Below are 16079 nucleotides of genomic sequence, written 5' to 3' on the forward strand. Positions count from 1 at the left end.
CCACCGATTATCATACAACAAAAGCCGCAAATTGAAAACCCTTACTCCATGCCTTCCCGAAAATAATGGTACACGTTCTCCGCCGCCGGTTTGCCGAGGCCGGGCACCTGGCAGAGTTCCTCCAAGGTTGCCTGCTGAATGGCCCGAAGGGTGCCGTAATGGTTCATAAGCAGAGTGCGTTTCTTGGGCCCGATGCCCGGCACTTCATCCAGCACCGACATGAGTCCGCTCTTGGTGCGCAGGGATCTGTGATAGGTGATGGCAAAGCGGTGGGCCTCGTCCCGAATCCGCTGCATGAGCTTCAGCGCCGGGGACGCCTTATCAAGGATGACCGGATCGTCCCGGTCCGGCAGGATGATCTCCTCAAAGCGCTTGGCAAGACCCACGGTAAAGATATCCGCCGCGCCCGTCTCCTCCATGGCCCGCCTGGCGTAACCCAGCTGGCCTTTGCCGCCGTCGATCACCACGAGGTCGGGGAGATCGGAGAATTTTCCCTCCCACGGGTCCCGCCCCGCTTCCACAAGCTCCCTTTTCTCCGCGATGCCGCGGGTAAATCTGCGGGTGATCACCTCATACATGCTCAAAAAATCGTTGGGCCCCTCCACCTGCTTGATCCGAAAGCGCCGGTACTGCTTTTTGGCGGGCTTCCCCTCGATAAATACCACCATGGACGCCACGGAATTGGTGCCCTGAATATTGGAGATATCATAGCACTCGATGCGCCGGGGCAGTTTGTCCATGACAAGAGCCGTCTTGAGGGCCGCCATGGCACCGTAGGTTTTCTCCTCCTCCATCTGCTGACGGGTGAGGTTTTTCTGCAGAATCTCGAGGGCATTGCTCTCCGCCATCTTCACCAGCCTAAGCTTCTCGCCCCGCCGCGGCCGGATGACTTCCACCATGGAGCCCCGCTTCTCGGTGAGCCATGCCTCGAGCGCCCGTACACTCTCCCCCAGCTCCGCATTGACGTAAATCTTTTTAGGAACCACCGATGCATCGGCATAGAACTGGCCCAGGAAGGTGGCCATGATCTCCCCGTTATCCGAGTCGGAAGCGTTGTCCAAATGAAACTGTTCGGTACCAATGAGCTTGCCGCCCCGGATGAAGAACATCTCCACCATGGTCTGACCGCCCCACTGCGCCAGCGCCGCCACGTCCTCATCCACCATGCTGGTGAAGATGGCCTTCTGCCGCTGCACCACCCGTTCCACCAGCTGAATCTTATCCCTTAGAATGGCCGCTCGCTCAAAGTTCAGACTCTCCGAAGCCTCGTTCATCTGGACTTTGAGTTCCTGAAGCACCTCTTCAGGGTGCCCGGCCAGAAAATTCGCCACCTTTTTCATCATGGCCTTGTACTCCTCCGGCGAAACATTGCCGGTGCAGGGGCCCATGCAGCCCCCAATCTGATAGCTGAGGCAGGGCCGCTCCCTGCGCTCGATGGCCCGTGCGATATCCTTGTTGCAGGTGCGAACAGGAAAGATTTTCTTCAGCGCATCCATGACCTCAAAGACCGAATGGGCCGCAATATACGGCCCATAATATTTGGCTTTGTCATTTTTAACCCTGCGGGTGATCTCCACCTTAGGAAAATCCTCATTCATATCGATGCGCACATAGGGATAATGCTTGTCGTCCCGCAGCAGGATATTGTAGTGGGGCCGGTGGCGTTTGATAAGGTTGCATTCGAGAATTAGCGCCTCCAGCTCGCTGTCCACCAGGATGGTCTCAAAATCCTCTATATGCTCCACCATGGCGAGAACCTTGGGCGTATGGCCCTGGTTCGCATGAAAATACTGACGCACCCGGTTCTTGAGGGACACGGCTTTGCCCACATAGATAATGGTGCCATCCTTATCCTTCATCAGATAAACGCCCGGATGGTCCGGAAGGTGCTTAAGTTTTTCTAAAATCCTTTCGTTTGGCATGTTCTCCCTCTAATAATCGGCCCGAATGGCCGCCGTAAAGACCGTCTTGGCCACCGGGGCCGCATAGGCGCCGCCGGTGCCCGCCTCCTCCAGAATGACCGCAATGGCCAGCGGATGATTGGGATCGTCCACAAAACCCACAAACCAGGAGTGCGCCTGCCGATCTCCGCCGATTTCCGCCGTACCCGTCTTGCCGCAGGCCTGAAACATGCGAAGAGCCGCTCCCGTACCGGTACCATTGTTCACCGTCTCCGCCATCATATCCTTCAAAATGGTTGCATTGGCACTGGACAGAACCCTTCTGAACTGGGTAGGCTGAACGCTCACCGCGGCCGCGCCCTGGTTGTTGATCACCTGCTTTAGAAGCTTGGGTTCCATCATCACGCCGTCGTTGGCCACGGCTCCGGCAATGAGGCACATGTGCAGCGGCGTCACCGTATCCTTGTTTTGGCCGATGGCGGACCATGCCATGAGGTTGGTGTCGCCATTGGGAAATTCCGCACGGCTGCGCACCACGGACATATCCTTGAACCAGAATTCCTCGTTGAAACCAAAGGTTTTGGCGGTCTTATCCAGCTGGCTGGCCGAAAGTTTGGTGGAAAGATCAGCATAGTAGGAGTTGCAGGAGTTGGCAAAGGCCTGCTTCAGCGTCTGATTGCCGTGCACCGTCTTGTTGTAGTCCACAATGGCGTTGCCGCCGAGAGTGATCTGGCCCTGGCAGTTGTAGGTGCCGTCATTCAGGATGTTTGGCAAATTCTCCAGCGCCGACGCCGTGGTCACGATCTTAAAGACCGAACCCGGCGGGTACTGGGACTGGATAGCCCGATTCAGGAACAGGCCGTCGGGCATGTCCTGACTTTCCAGGAGGGACGCAACGTTGTAAGGATCAAAGGTCGGCTTGGAGACCATGGCCAAAACCTCACCGGTCTGGTAATTCATCAGCACCACGGCGCCGTTGTATTCGCCCATGGCCTCGTAGGCCGCGGCGGCAATGTTGGCGTCCACCGTCAAATACACATCGTTGCCTCTATTGGTGTTGGAGACAAAGTTCTGATAGACCTTGTCAAAGAAGTCCTCGTTCATGCCCAATAGGTACTGAGCGTGAAAATTCTCCGCGCCGGTTTGCACCTGTCCATAGTTGTCCCCCACCACATGGGCGTTGGCCTTGCGGATCGTGGCGCTGTCATTGTACACCCGGTCCTTATCCGAATCGGTGGTGGCAAGCACCATGCCATTGCGGTCCTTGATATCGCCGGCGATGATGTTTTTCTTCACACTGGCCAGCCGGGGATTGTAAGGATTGTTGAGCCATCTGGCACCGTAGGAATATACGGAATAAGAAAAATATCCCACCATGAATACAAAAGCAGCGATAAACAGGAAGGCAAGCCGCTTGATATTTCGTTTTACCTTGGTCATATTGTTCATTTGAATTCACCTCCCATGCCCATCGACTCGAGATCCGCTCGGTCGAGATCGGCATTTCGGATGTTGATGCCCTGCAAAATCCCGATCATGATCATACAGGTGAGCATGGAACTGCCGCCGTAACTCACAAAAGGCAGTGTGATGCCCGTGAGCGGAATCATCTTGGTTACGCCGCCTATGATGATGAAGCTTTGCAGCATCAGGATGGTGGTACATCCAAAAGCCAGGATGGAATAAAAGGGCTGGCGGGCATTGAGCGCCGTAATGGCGCCGCGGAAGGTGAGCAGAATGAAGAAAGCCACAATGCACACACCGGCCAGAATGCCCATCTCCTCACAGATGGCGGCAAAGATGTAGTCGGTGCTGGCGAAGGGAATGCTGCCCGGCGTACCCTGATAAAGGCCCATGCCCAGGATACCTCCGCTGGCGATGGCCGTAAGGCCATGCACAATCTGGTAGCCCGAACCCGTGGCATCCTGCCAGGGGTCCTGCCATACGGCCACCCTGCGCTTCACATGGCTAAACAGCTTGTAGCTGAGAACCGCGCCTCCCGCGCCCGCCGCAAGGCCAAGCCCAGTAATCACCAGGTTGGACGTTCCCACATAATAGAGAATGAGGAACGTAAACGCATAAAGCATGGCGGCACCCAGGTCCGTCTGCAGTACCAGAAGGCCCATAGCAAAAGCCACAAAGGCAAACATGGGCAGATGGGTAACAATCTTGCGGCTGCGGTCGATGACCGCCGCAATCACAAACACCAGCATGATTTTTACAAATTCCGAAGGCTGGATGGCGATGCCGCCAATGTTAAACCAGTTCTTGGCACCATTGATATCCTTACCGAAAAGGTAGGACAGCGACAAAAGTCCGATACCGCCGATCATCAGCCAATAGCGAAGTTTATGCCAGGTCTCCACCTTAACCCGCTGCACCACGGCGGCGGCAATAAACATACAAACCGTACCGATAGCGTACCACACCATCTGGCGCATGGCCGTGCCGGGATTGAGGCGGTACTGCATGATAAAGCCAAGACAAGCCAGAATGTTGACGATGATAAGGGCGTAGCGGTCCACACCGGCAAAAATATGGTTCATCAAATTATAGGACAGCAAAAACATGAAGATGATGCCGCCGCCGATAATGAGCGCCTGGATATCAAGGGTCTCGCCGCGAAAGGCAATGAGTCCAAAGGCCGACGCCTCAAACAGCACGATGACCGTGAGAAGCATGCCCGTGCCGGGCAGCGATATTCTACGCATCCTTCTTTCCCTCCTGTTCATAGAGGGTCATGTCAAACTCAACATCCCCCAGTTTCAAAATATCCCGGTGGTAGATCCGCTTGGGACGGCTCACCTTCTTGCCATTAAGGAAGGTGCCGTTGCGGCTGCCTGCATCCTCCACATACCATTTGCCCTGCTTGAAATAGATGCGGCAATGGCTGCGGGAGATGGAAGCGTCCTCCACATTGACGTCGCAGCTTCGTCCCCGGCCAATGATGCTTTCCAGTTTCAGGCCGTAGCGCCGGCCCATGATTTCTTCCGGGCCCTCCACCACCTCCATGATACCGGCAAATCTTGCCTGAGCTTCCTGGCGTACGAAACGGTTGTAACGATATTCCTTACGAACACCGTTAACTACGCCAAAAACAATATAGATCAAGGCCAGGCAAAACCAGTACCTGGCCCCGATCACCAAAACATGATAGATCTGTTCGCTCATAGCCGTCCTCCTTTGAGGTTATGCGGCGCGCCGGGCGCCGCCCGGCTTTAAATTTTGGGAGCTACCATGGCCCTCATGGATGAAAGAACCGCGAGCAACGCCACACCCACGTCCGCAAAGACCGCCGCCCACATGGTTGCAGCGCCCGCCGTGGCCAGCACCAGCACGGCTGCCTTGACTACCAGGGCCAAAGCAATGTTCTGGATCACCACGGAGCGGGTCTTCTTCGCGATGGCGAAGGCTACCGGCAGTTTCCCGGGCTCGTCGGTCATCAGCACCACATCGGCGACCTCAATGGCCGCATCACTGCCCAGGGCCCCCATGGCAATCCCCACACCCGCCCGCGCAAGCACCGGCGCATCGTTGATGCCATCGCCCACATAGGCCGTATTGCCTTCCCGTTCCATCTCCTCAAGGCAGGCCACCTTGCCGTCCGGCAGCAGTTCGTAGTAAACCTCATCCAAACCTAACCTGCGTCCCATTTCCATGGCGATAGCCTTTCGGTCGCCGGTGAGCATGGCCGTTTTCTGGATGCCACCCTCTTTCAGTTTCGCGATGGCATCCGCCGCATCCTCTTTTAATTCGTCACCCAAGGCGATGTATCCTGCATAGTGCCCATTAACTGCCACATGAACGAAGGTGGCGGCCTCGTCCTTCATCTCCAGCGGTAGGACGCCCTTCTCCCGCAAAAGTTCCTCGTTTCCAGCCAGCACCTTGGCGCCGCGCACCACGCCCGCCATACCCCGGCCGGGCACCTCGTGAGCCTCGGTGCACCATCCCGAAAGATCCATCTCCCGGCAGGGTGCCAGAATGGCTTTCGCAATAGGATGGTTGCTGCTCGCCTCCAGTGCAGCCACCATTTGGACGAAGGATACATCATCCAACCCTTCAAGAGGATGCACGGCGGTGATGGCAAACTGTCCTTTGGTCAAAGTGCCCGTTTTGTCAAAAACTACCGTATCCACATCGTTCATTGCCTCAAGATAGTTGGAGCCCTTGATCAGGATACCCTGGCGGGAAGCGCCGCCGATACCTGCAAAGTAGCTGAGCGGTACGGACAGCACCAGCGCGCAGGGGCAGGATACGACGAGGAACATGAGAGCCCGATACAGCCAGGTGGTGAAATCCTGACCCGCAATGAGAGGGGGTAGAACGGCCACCAGCACGGCGCCCGCCAGCACCACCGGCGTATAGATGCGTGCAAACCGGGTCACAAAGTTTTCAGCTTTTGATTTGCGGGAGGACGCTTCCTCCACCATTTGCAAAACACGGGCTGCCGCCGATTTTTCAAAGGGTTTGGTCACCCGAATCTTCAAAGAGGAATCCTGCACAATCACACCGGAGAGCACCTCGTCACCCACTCTCACAGATCGGGGCACCGATTCGCCCGTCAGGGCGGAGGTATCGGTGTAGCTTTCGCCCTCCACCACCACGCCGTCCAGAGGTACCCGCTCGCCGGGCTTAACCAGGATGATCGCGCCCACCTCCACCTCCTTGGCCGGAGTGTTATGGGTGTGATTGTCGTGCACCACCGCGGCGGTATCCGGCCGAATATCCATCAGCGCCTTGATGGAGCCCCGGGAGCGGCTGACCGCCCAGTCCTCAAAGAATTCGCCCACCTGGTAGAACAGCATGACGCCCACGGCCTCGGCATATTCGCCGATGATGAAGGCGCCGAGAGTAGCCACCGTCATCAGCACGTTCTCGTCCAGGGAAAAATCCCTGAAACCCCGCTTCACGATGTGCGCAAAAACGGGAAGTCCCAAGATCAGATAGGCCGCTATATAAAGGACGAGAGACCAGGTGCTGAGATTTTCCGGCAACATCAGCGCCGCAATGAATACGGCGATGCCCACACCCATGCGTACCAGTTTGGGCGTGTTCACCTGGAAGGATTTTTTCTTCACATTTTCTTCCTTCCTAGGCTGCAAAATCACTTCCGGTTCCACCGCCTGGCACAGCTTCCCCGCCTCCTGATGGAAAGCGTTCTGGTCCGCCCCATCCTTCAAATTGACTCTAAGAATCTGTGTGGCAAAATCCAACCTGGCCTCATCGACTTCCGGCATTTCTGAAAGCCTTTTTTCCATTTTGGCCGCACAGTTTGCGCATCCCAGATGCTCCACCGTGTATTCCAGTCTCATCGCTTTTGCCCCTTTCCTGTCATTCCTCTTCCAGATGCTTTACGGCCTGACTGATGATCTCCTCGATATGATCATCGGCGAAGCTGTAGAACACGAACCGTCCCTGACGGCGGAAGGTGATCCAGCGTCCCTGACGCAGGACATTGAGTTGGTGGGAAACCGCCGATACACTCATGTTCAGCCGCTCAGCAAGATGCTGTACACACATCTCGCCCTGCAGCAAAAGCAGCAAAATCTTCAGTCTCGTTGCATCCCCCAGAACTTTAAAAAAGTTCTCAATCCGATAAATTTGCTCCTCCGGCGGCAGTTGGCTCTCGCAATGTTCATGACCCACCATGTTTTAAACCTCCAATACTTGAACAATTGTTCAAATGTATGATATGTTAGTTTGCTCCGTTTGTCAATAAAAAAAGCGGGTAACCGCTAAGATTTTTTAATCGATGGGTACCCGCAGCTGAACCACCGGTTTTCTCGCCTTCAGCACTTTCAAAAGCGCCTCTTTGGGCGGCAGCTCGTCGGTTAGCAGGATATCGCTGAAATCCGGCTTGCCGGCAGGCCGCAGGAATCCGCCGTAGAATTCTGCTGCACGAAGCTGTACGGGGCCTTTCGCCGAAAAGGGTTTGTCGTACGCCAGGGACAGAAAATTGATATCCAGGGGCTCCTCGGTTTTAAAGCTTTCCAGTTTCAGCGCCGTTGTCTTGGAAATATATTCGCCCAAAAGATCCTGAATAATCCAAAAGGTTTTGCCGCCCCATGCCTTTCCGACCTGGGATTTGACAAAGAGCTGGCTTACCATGCGGGCTTCCACCTGACGATAGTTGATCCCCGGTGCACGGTGTTCTCTCCCCAAAAGGGCATCCTGAAAGGCTTGAGCGATCTGGCTGCGCCGCGCCCCGTTCCCTCCGGAGGTGCTGCAGCTCATCACCTCCACGATAACCGGATTCCCGGCCGGCATTCCGGATCGAAGCTCCATGAGTACATAGTCAAAGGTGCAGGCAAATATTCTCCCCCTTCGCCTTTGGCTTACCCTGACCTGAGGAAAGACGCCCACCCGGGCACCCGGTTCAAAGGCCAGTTGAAGAAGCCGGCCTTGGGGGCCATCCATGCCTTTCCGAAAAGCAAAAAGACGGTGCGGGCATACGATCCAGGGCGCCTCATCCCCATGAAGCTGAATGGAGCACACCCCCGCCGGAACCCGCTTCAGTTCTGAATGAAAAAAATGGCGCAGCTCTTTTGTCTGCGCCAAATCTATCTGCGTCATATATCGGTTGCCGCCGCCATCGCATGACTGCCCTCGAAAGGGGCAATAGGCCTTTCTTCTGGCATTGTCCGCCACCGGACTTCTATCCCCCAGGGGATAACCTAAAAGCTCAAAGATTTTTGGCATTTCCAGTCACTCAATGAAGACGGCGGAATACCAGTTCTGAATCTCACCTTCCGGATCGGTCAGCGTGTGGATGGGCAGATTGAACCGGCGGACCGTTGCGAACACATCGATACCCACGCTCTGGAAGGCCGGTCTCGCATCCCGCACATGGTTGCACGGCTCGCCCGATTTGCCTGCACACCGGCTGCACAGGGCACAGTCGCTGAGCGAAAACGCAAAGTAATAGTCGTCCGCGAAGGCGCGCCGTTCCAAGGCCAGGGACACCAGCTGAGAGGTCTTTTTGTCCTCCGCATGGATGATGACGCCCCACTCGTATTCCTTGAAGATGCGCTGATAGCGGTCCAAAGAAGGCGATCCGGGACGGGACGGACAGGTGTGCCCCTTCCCCCAATCCTCGCAGCCAAACATGCACTTCAGCAGCGTTCTTTGATCAAAGACGATATCGTCAATCTCAAAACCCACCACATCCTTGGCTCCAAGCTTTAGTCCCTCATGAATCAAGATATCCAGATACTCCGTGCGCCGCATAATGGCTTATACTCCTCCTTCATTGTCCAAAGGTTTATCGGGATCGTTGAAACAGTCCGCGAATCCAACTCCACAGGCCCCGTTTTTTTCGTTTGAGCGCTTCCTGCAGGGTGCAGATCCGGTTTCTCTCCGCCAAAATCATGGGATCGGGATCCATCTTAGCGGCAAGTTCCAGGTAGTTTCTGGCCTCATCAAAACGACCCTGCCTTGCCTCAATCAGGCCACGGTAATAGTGCCATTTCCCCGATCGGCCGGTCATGGCGTTCAGCATGGCAAGCGCCGCCCCGTCCTCGCTCCGGTCCAGCAGACGCTGAACTTCTTCAAAACCACTGTCCGCCTTCGTTCTGCCTCGCTCCTGGACCAACGCCTCGTAGGCCAGATTCACGGACTTCAGCCGTTCCTCCGCGATGGTCTTTTCCGCCTTCGGCACCAAATCAGGATGATAGCGCTTGGCGAGGCGACGGTAAGCTGCCTTGATATCCTCCAAAGAAGCGCCGTTTTCCAAGCCCAAAACATCATAGGGATTCATGGTCCAACCCCTCCATTTTGCTCATTGTACCACGAAAAGTTTGTTTAATCAAAATTCACCTTCCGGCCGCCCGCAACATAGTATGTATTGTACACCGGATAAAGACGGTCTTTGACCTGAAGATATACCCAAGAACCTCAAACATACTCCAGCAAAAGCCTTCCAACACAACGCCACGGATCCCACGGACGCATACAAAGAAAGAGGCCCATCGGGCCTCTTTCTTCATGTCAATCAATATGATGGGGCGCAAGGCCCACCTTGCGGTAGACCTTATACAGGGTTTTGGACGCAACCTTTCGTGCGTTTTCCGTGGAGCGCTGCACCAATTCATCCATGTACGCCTTATCCCGGATCAGCTGATGATACCGATCCTGCATGGGTTTGAGGCTCTCCACCACCACTTCGGCCACTGCCTTCTTGAGATCGCCGTAGCCCTTCCCCTCAAACTCCGCCACCAGATCCTCCGGCTCCCTGCCGGAGAGGGCACAGTGGATATTGATAAGGTTGGAAACGCCCGGTTTATCCTCCCGATAGGCGATCACGCCCTCCGAATCAGTCACCGCCCGCTTGATCTTGCGCACGATCACGTCCGGCTCATCCAAAATGCCGATACAGGAATTCTCATCGTCACTCTTGGACATCTTGTGCAGAGGATCCTGCAGGCTCTTGATGCTCCGGCTGGTCCGGGGAATAAAGGGCTCGGGGATGGTGAACACATCGCCATAGATGTTGTTAAAACGGACAGCCACATCCCTGCACAGTTCCACATGCTGTTTCTGGTCCTGACCCACCGGAACCAGATCGGGCTGATAGAGCAAAATGTCCGAAGCCATCAGCACGGGATAGGTAAAAAGCCCGGCGTTGATGTTATCCGCATGTTTTTTGGACTTATCCTTGAACTGAGTCATGCGGGACAGTTCGCCCATATAGGTGTAGCAGTTGAGAATCCACGCCAGCTCCGCATGGGCGCTCACATGGGACTGGAAGAACACGGTGCACTTGTCGGGATCAATGCCGCTGGCCAGAAAAATGGCCATCAGCTCTACGCAGCGCTTTCTAAGCTCCTTCGGCTCCTGGCGGACCGTCAAAGAATGCAGATCCACCACCGCATAGTAGCAGTCATATTCATCCTGAAGCAGCACCCAGTTGCGCAGCGCCCCCACATAATTGCCAAGATGCAGCGCACCGGAGGGCTGAATGCCGCTGAAAATTCTTTTCTTCTGTATCTCCATTGATCTAAGCCTCCCCTGGTATGATGGTTCATTTTAGCAGGGCAAACCGCCCATTTCCGCCGCGTTTTCTTTACAGTGAAGCCACAAAATTCTGGACCGCTTCCTCCATCGCCTCTTTTTCGCAAACGCCCTTGTGGCGGACCGGAAGCTCATACAGCTCCGAGAAGGATTCCGGCGGCACAAGTCCGCTCTTCTCCGTGAGCCACTTAGCCCACTCCAGATCCGATCGCTCCCCCCGTTCCCCAAGAGCATGGGCCACATCCTTGCAGAACTTGAAGGGGCTGGCCGTGGAAACCAGCACCGTGGCCGTATCGTCCCCGGTGATGTCCCGATAGTCCTGGTATACCCGGTAGCCCACCGCCGTATGGGGGTCCATCAGATAGTGGTACTGCTTGAAAGCATCGCCAATGGCTTCGGAGGTCATGCCGTCATCGGCCCAAGCCGCCCAAAAATTCTCCCGGATATGGTTTTGGACGGTGCCCGGCACAGCGTAGCTCCCCTTTTGCTTCAGCTGATCCATCCACGCCTTCACCGTCTCCCCATCCCTGCCGCACACCTCGAAGAGGAGGCGCTCCAGGTTGCTGGAGATAAGGATATCCATGGAAGGCGAAAGGGTCTTGTGGAATTCACGGTGGCTGTTGTAGTGTCCGTCGGCAAAGAATTCGCTGAGCACGTTGTTGCTGTTGGAGGCGCATACCAGACGGTTCATGGGAAGGCCCATCCGTTTGGCATAGTATCCGGCCAGGATATTGCCGAAATTTCCGGTTGGGACCACAAAGTTCACCGGGTCCCCGCAGCGGATCTCGTCCTTTTGCACGAGATCGGCATAGGCGCTGAAGTAATAGACCACCTGGGGCACCAGCCGGCCGAAGTTGATGGAATTGGCAGAGGTGAACCGCCAGCCCCGCTCATGCAGCCAATCGGTCATATCTTTATCGCCAAAGATGTTTTTCACGCCGGTCTGGGTATCGTCAAAGTTGCCCTCCACCGCCATGGCGGACACATTGCCGCCCCGCTGGGTAACCATCTGCAGACGCTGAGCCTCGCTCACTCCGCCATGGGGGTAAAAAACCAGAATGGCCGTATCCGGAACATCGGCAAACCCGGCCATTGCCGCCTTGCCCGTGTCCCCGGAAGTGGCCGCCAGGATAAGCGACCGTTGGTGCGAACCCAGCATCTTGGAAGCACCGGTCAAAAGATGGGGCAGAAGCTGCAGGGCCATATCCTTGAAGGCCATGGTGGGGCCATGCCAGAGCTCCAGCACGTATTTCCCGTTTTCCAGCTTGCTCACCGGCGCCGGTGAATCGCCGTCAAACTGTGCACCATAGGCTTTTTCAATGTAGCCCTTCAGCGTTTTTTCATCATAGTCCGTCAAAAAGGCGGACAGAATGCGCATCGCCCGCGCCCTATAGTCCTCCCCCGCCATCTCCCTCATTTCTTTTAAAGAGACCGCAGGGAATTCGGTGGGCACAAACAGCCCTCCGTCCGGGGAAATGCCCCGTAAAATGGCCGCGGCCGGAGTTACCCGGGCCGCGGCGTCTCTTGTACTCGTCAATTTCATAGATTACCCCTCGATATAAACCTTCATGAAATCAGGAATCTCAGAAATATCCGCACTGACGGAAATCACAAAGTTAATATTGAAACGCTTGGACAGGTCATCCAGCTTTTCAAAGAAGCCTTTCAGCTCCGCCATGGGCTGTTTCACGATCTTGAGGAACCCATCCAAAAGCACCAAGTCGATGTCGTAGTTGTTGGCCACCATACCACTGATGAACCCCGCGAAACCTTCTCCTCCAGATACACAAAATTCGCTCATATCAATAAAGCGAATCTGATGGTTTAAATCATACATATAGCGTTTGTCATCGTCCACAAAAACGATATCGCCTTTGCGAGAAGCCACGGCATTGTTGGCGGTATCAATGATCCTCTTGGTTTTTCCGCTGCCTTTTTTGCCACAGATAATAGTGATCATTCAGCACCCCTCCTCGTCAGTTTTATTCTATTATAGCTTATTCTGCCGTCGAAAGCCAGACCTAAAACAAAAATCCAGAAAACAAAAAGCGGAAACCGTGTTTTTGTACGGTTTCCGCCACAGTTCGTTAGTCCTCGTCATCCAATCGGGCAATCTGAAAGTACTCATAGGCCCGCTCGTCACATTCACGAAGGATATTGTCCAGCTCGTAATCGCCCATCACCGTATTGCGGCCATTGGCGTAAAGCGCGTCCACCTTCTCCTTCATCTTGGCAACAAGCTCCGAACGCTTATCCACCGCCTTCTTGCCCGTCAATTTATAAAAACCGTTGATCCAGTGGGCAATTCCCGCAGCGCCGGAATGGGAGTCCACCATCACCGTAGCGGGACGGTTCAAAATCTTTTCAGTGTTGAAGATGTTGTAGATCTCCTCATCCTTCAGCATGCCGTCGGCATGGATACCCGCCCGGGTGGCGTTGAAATTACGGCCCACAAAGGGCGTGCGCGGCGGCACCGGGATGCCGATTTCATCCTCGAAATAGTTGGCGATATCGGTGATGGCCGTAAAGTCCATGCCGTCCATGGTGCCGCGAAGCTGGGCATATTCGATGACCATGGCCTCCAGCGGGCAGTTGCCCGTGCGCTCACCAATGCCAAGCAGGGCACAGTTGATGCTGGAGCAGCCGTACAGCCAAGCGGTTCCGGCATTGGAAACCACCTTGTAAAAATCATTGTGGCCGTGCCATTCCAAAAGCTCATTGGGCACACCCGCATGATGGTTGAGACCGTAGATGATGCCGGGAACGCTGCGGGGCAGCGCAACACCGGGATAGCCCACGCCGTAGCCCAGCGTATCGCAGGCCCGAATCTTGATGGGAATGCCCGATTCCTCCATCAGCTTCATGAGCTCAATAGCAAAGGGCACCACGAAGCCGTAGAAGTCGGCCCGGGTGATATCCTCAAAGTGGCAGCGGGGCCGGATACCGTACTCCAGAGCGCTTTTCACGATGCCAAGATACTTATCCATGGCCTCAGCCCGGGTCAGATTCATCTTTTTGAAGATATGATAATCGGAGCAGCTGACCAAAATGCCCGTCTCCTTGACGCCCGCGGACTTCACCAATTCAAAATCTTTTTTATTGGCCCGAATCCAGCTGGTCACTTCAGGAAACGCATACCCAAGGTTCTGGCACTGTTCCAGGGCCTGGCGGTCCTTGTCGGTATAGATAAAGAACTCGCTTTGCCGAACGATGCCCTTGGGGCCGCTCAAACGATGCATCAGCTTGAACAGGTCCACGATCTGTTTCACCGTGAAAGGCGAGCAGGACTGCTGTCCATCCCGGAAGGTGGTGTCTGTCACCCAGATTTCCTTTGGCATGCCCATGGGTACCAAGCGGTGATTGAAGGGCACCTTGGGAATGCTGTCATATTCAAATAGATGACGGTAGAGATTGGGTTTCTCCACGTCCTGCAGTTGATACTTATAGGCTGACTGTTCCAATAGATTGGTGTGATCGCTGAATTCTACGATAGCCATAACTTCTCCCCTTTCTAATTTTGGAGTGCGGACACGAAATGTGCGATTCTTGCAAGACCCTTTTCAATGTTCTGCATGGAGGTTGCGTAGGACAGACGGACATAGCCCTCCGCTTCAAAAGCGTCACCGGGAACCACCGCAACGTTTTCCGCTTCCAGCAGCGCTTCCGTGAATGCCATGGAACCGTCAATTCTTCTGTTCTGCCAGCACTTGCCCAGGATACCTTTGATATTGAGCATCACATAAAAGGCTCCGCCGGGCATCTTTGCCGACAGGCCCGGAATGGATGCGATGGTGGCGATCATGTAATCCCGCCGTTCATGGAATGCCTGCACCATGGCCTTGGTGGCGTCCTTCGGGCCCTCGATGGCAGCCGCCGCCGCATACTGGGCAATGGAGTTGGGATTGGAGGTGGCGTGGCTTTGATAGTTGGACATTGCGGTGATCACGTCCTTGGGCCCAGCGGCATAGCCGATGCGCCAGCCGGTCATGGCGTAGGACTTGGAAACGCCATTGATGACGATCGTGCGCTCGTATGCATCCTCGCTCAAAGAAGCGATGCTGATGTGCTTTTGCCCATTATAGAGCAGTGCCTCGTAAATCTCATCGGAGATGATATAAAAATCGTGTTTCTTGGCAAGGTAGGCGATAGCCTCCAGGGTATTTTTATCATATACACAGCCGCAGGGATTGTTGGGGCTGTTGATAATGATCGCCTTGGTCTTCTCCGTCACCGCCGCCTCGATGGCCGAGGGCCGGGGCACGAAATTGTCCTCCTCATGGGTAATCACCGATACCGGCACACCATCCGCCATGCGTACCATCTCAGGATAGCTCACCCAGAAGGGGGAAGGAATGATCACTTCATCCCCTATGTTCAAAATGGCCTGGAGGGTGTTGTAGATGGAATGCTTGGCGCCGTTGGATACGATCACCTGCGCCGGATCATAGGTGAGGCCGTTGTCCTTCCGGAATTTTTCCACGATGGCTTTTTTGAGCTTCACCGTGCCGGACGCCGGGGTGTAACGGGTCATGCCCTGATCCAGGGCTTCCTTTGCCGCATCTATGATAAAGCTGGGCGTATCAAAGTCCGGCTCCCCCGCGCCAAAACCAACAACATCCAAACCTTCCGCCTTCATCTTCTTTGCTTTTGCATCAATTTGCAGCGTGGCCGACGGCGCCACCCTGCTGCACTTCTTTGAAATCTCCACCCACATTTCCTCCTTGCCAAAATAAGTTATGTTCCCATTATAGGAGATCGCCCCAAACAAATCAAGCGATTTTGCAAGTTTAAATCAATCATCCTGCAAAATCGCTGAAAACAGGCGGTTTGTATCCTTTTTGGGATTCATGGTATAATAAACAAAATTGAAGAAGTGATTCAAGGAGGCATTTTTATGAAACCAATCTTGCATATTCGAGGCAGCTACTGTCCCTTCTGCCGCCAGGCATCGGCCATTATGCAGGAGTTATTTGGGGAGCATCCCGAATACCGGGAAATCCCCATGACCATTTTGGATGAGGTGGCCCAGCGTGCGGAGACAGAAAAGTACGACTACAATCTGGTGCCCTGTTTCTTCATCGAGGGCGAACGGGTCTTCGAAGGCGTGCCTTCCAAGGCGGCCATTCAGGACGTTTTTGAGCGGGCTCTTCACGGGTAATCGAAGGAGAT

15 protein-coding genes are annotated in these 16079 nt (G+C 54.9%); 1 reads left to right on the plus strand and 14 read right to left on the minus strand.

Features of this window, described 5'->3' with window-relative positions; translation table 11 throughout:
- Window positions 1-41: 41 nt before the first annotated feature.
- The 14 genes from uvrC to H8696_RS05955 all read right to left on the minus strand — a co-directional run bounded on the left by uvrC (window position 42) and on the right by H8696_RS05955 (window position 15618).
- Window positions 42-1922: an excinuclease ABC subunit UvrC gene (gene uvrC, locus H8696_RS05885; RefSeq protein WP_283244860.1), complete on the minus strand. Its 1881-nt coding sequence runs from the start codon at window positions 1920-1922 to the stop codon at window positions 42-44.
- Between the two features lie 9 nt (window positions 1923-1931).
- Window positions 1932-3350, minus strand: a complete 1419-nt coding sequence (locus tag H8696_RS05890) for a peptidoglycan D,D-transpeptidase FtsI family protein (protein ID WP_249315923.1) — start codon at window positions 3348-3350, stop codon at window positions 1932-1934.
- A complete protein-coding gene (locus tag H8696_RS05895) occupies window positions 3347-4612 on the minus strand; it encodes an FtsW/RodA/SpoVE family cell cycle protein (protein ID WP_249315924.1) in 1266 nt (421 codons plus the stop codon). The genes H8696_RS05890 and H8696_RS05895 overlap by 4 nt, the downstream gene beginning before the upstream one ends.
- The gene (locus H8696_RS05900; protein WP_249315925.1) at window positions 4605-5072 is read right to left on the minus strand and encodes an FHA domain-containing protein; all 468 of its coding nucleotides are present in this window, start codon (window positions 5070-5072) and stop codon (window positions 4605-4607) included. The genes H8696_RS05895 and H8696_RS05900 overlap by 8 nt, the downstream gene beginning before the upstream one ends.
- Before the next feature lie 47 nt (window positions 5073-5119).
- Window positions 5120-7213 (minus strand): heavy metal translocating P-type ATPase, encoded by a 2094-nt coding sequence (locus H8696_RS05905; protein ID WP_249315926.1) that lies wholly within the window; start codon window positions 7211-7213, stop codon window positions 5120-5122.
- Between the two features lie 19 nt (window positions 7214-7232).
- Window positions 7233-7550, minus strand: coding sequence for an ArsR/SmtB family transcription factor (locus tag H8696_RS05910; RefSeq protein WP_249315927.1), 318 nt, complete (start codon window positions 7548-7550; stop codon window positions 7233-7235).
- Between the two features lie 96 nt (window positions 7551-7646).
- The gene (locus H8696_RS05915; RefSeq protein WP_249315928.1) at window positions 7647-8600 is read right to left on the minus strand and encodes a NotI family restriction endonuclease; all 954 of its coding nucleotides are present in this window, start codon (window positions 8598-8600) and stop codon (window positions 7647-7649) included.
- 6 nt (window positions 8601-8606) lie between these two features.
- Complete coding sequence (locus tag H8696_RS05920; RefSeq protein ID WP_249315929.1) at window positions 8607-9128, minus strand: DUF2284 domain-containing protein; 522 nt, start codon at window positions 9126-9128, stop codon at window positions 8607-8609.
- Between the two features lie 34 nt (window positions 9129-9162).
- Window positions 9163-9657, minus strand: a complete 495-nt coding sequence (locus tag H8696_RS11295) for a DnaJ domain-containing protein (protein ID WP_283244861.1) — start codon at window positions 9655-9657, stop codon at window positions 9163-9165.
- A 230-nt stretch (window positions 9658-9887) separates the two neighbouring features.
- Window positions 9888-10892, minus strand: coding sequence for a tryptophan--tRNA ligase (gene trpS, locus H8696_RS05935; RefSeq protein WP_249315930.1), 1005 nt, complete (start codon window positions 10890-10892; stop codon window positions 9888-9890).
- Window positions 10893-10962: 70 nt separating this feature from the next.
- On the minus strand, window positions 10963-12453 hold the full coding sequence (gene thrC / locus H8696_RS05940; protein ID WP_249315931.1) for a threonine synthase: 1491 nt from the start codon (window positions 12451-12453) through the stop codon (window positions 10963-10965).
- 3 nt (window positions 12454-12456) lie between these two features.
- Window positions 12457-12870, minus strand: a complete 414-nt coding sequence (locus tag H8696_RS05945) for an ATP-binding protein (protein WP_249315932.1) — start codon at window positions 12868-12870, stop codon at window positions 12457-12459.
- Between the two features lie 127 nt (window positions 12871-12997).
- Window positions 12998-14407 (minus strand): 2-isopropylmalate synthase, encoded by a 1410-nt coding sequence (locus H8696_RS05950; RefSeq protein ID WP_283244862.1) that lies wholly within the window; start codon window positions 14405-14407, stop codon window positions 12998-13000.
- A gap of 14 nt (window positions 14408-14421) precedes the next feature.
- Window positions 14422-15618: a pyridoxal phosphate-dependent aminotransferase gene (locus H8696_RS05955; protein WP_249315933.1), complete on the minus strand. Its 1197-nt coding sequence runs from the start codon at window positions 15616-15618 to the stop codon at window positions 14422-14424.
- Window positions 15619-15804: 186 nt separating this feature from the next.
- Here H8696_RS05955 and H8696_RS05960 point away from each other — a divergent pair, with 186 nt between their 5' ends.
- A complete protein-coding gene (locus tag H8696_RS05960) occupies window positions 15805-16068 on the plus strand; it encodes a thioredoxin family protein (protein ID WP_249315934.1) in 264 nt (87 codons plus the stop codon).
- The last annotated feature ends 11 nt before the right edge of the window (window positions 16069-16079 follow it).

The organism is Gehongia tenuis (genome assembly GCF_014384795.1).
Taxonomy (GTDB): domain Bacteria; phylum Bacillota; class Clostridia; order Christensenellales; family NSJ-53; genus Gehongia; species Gehongia tenuis.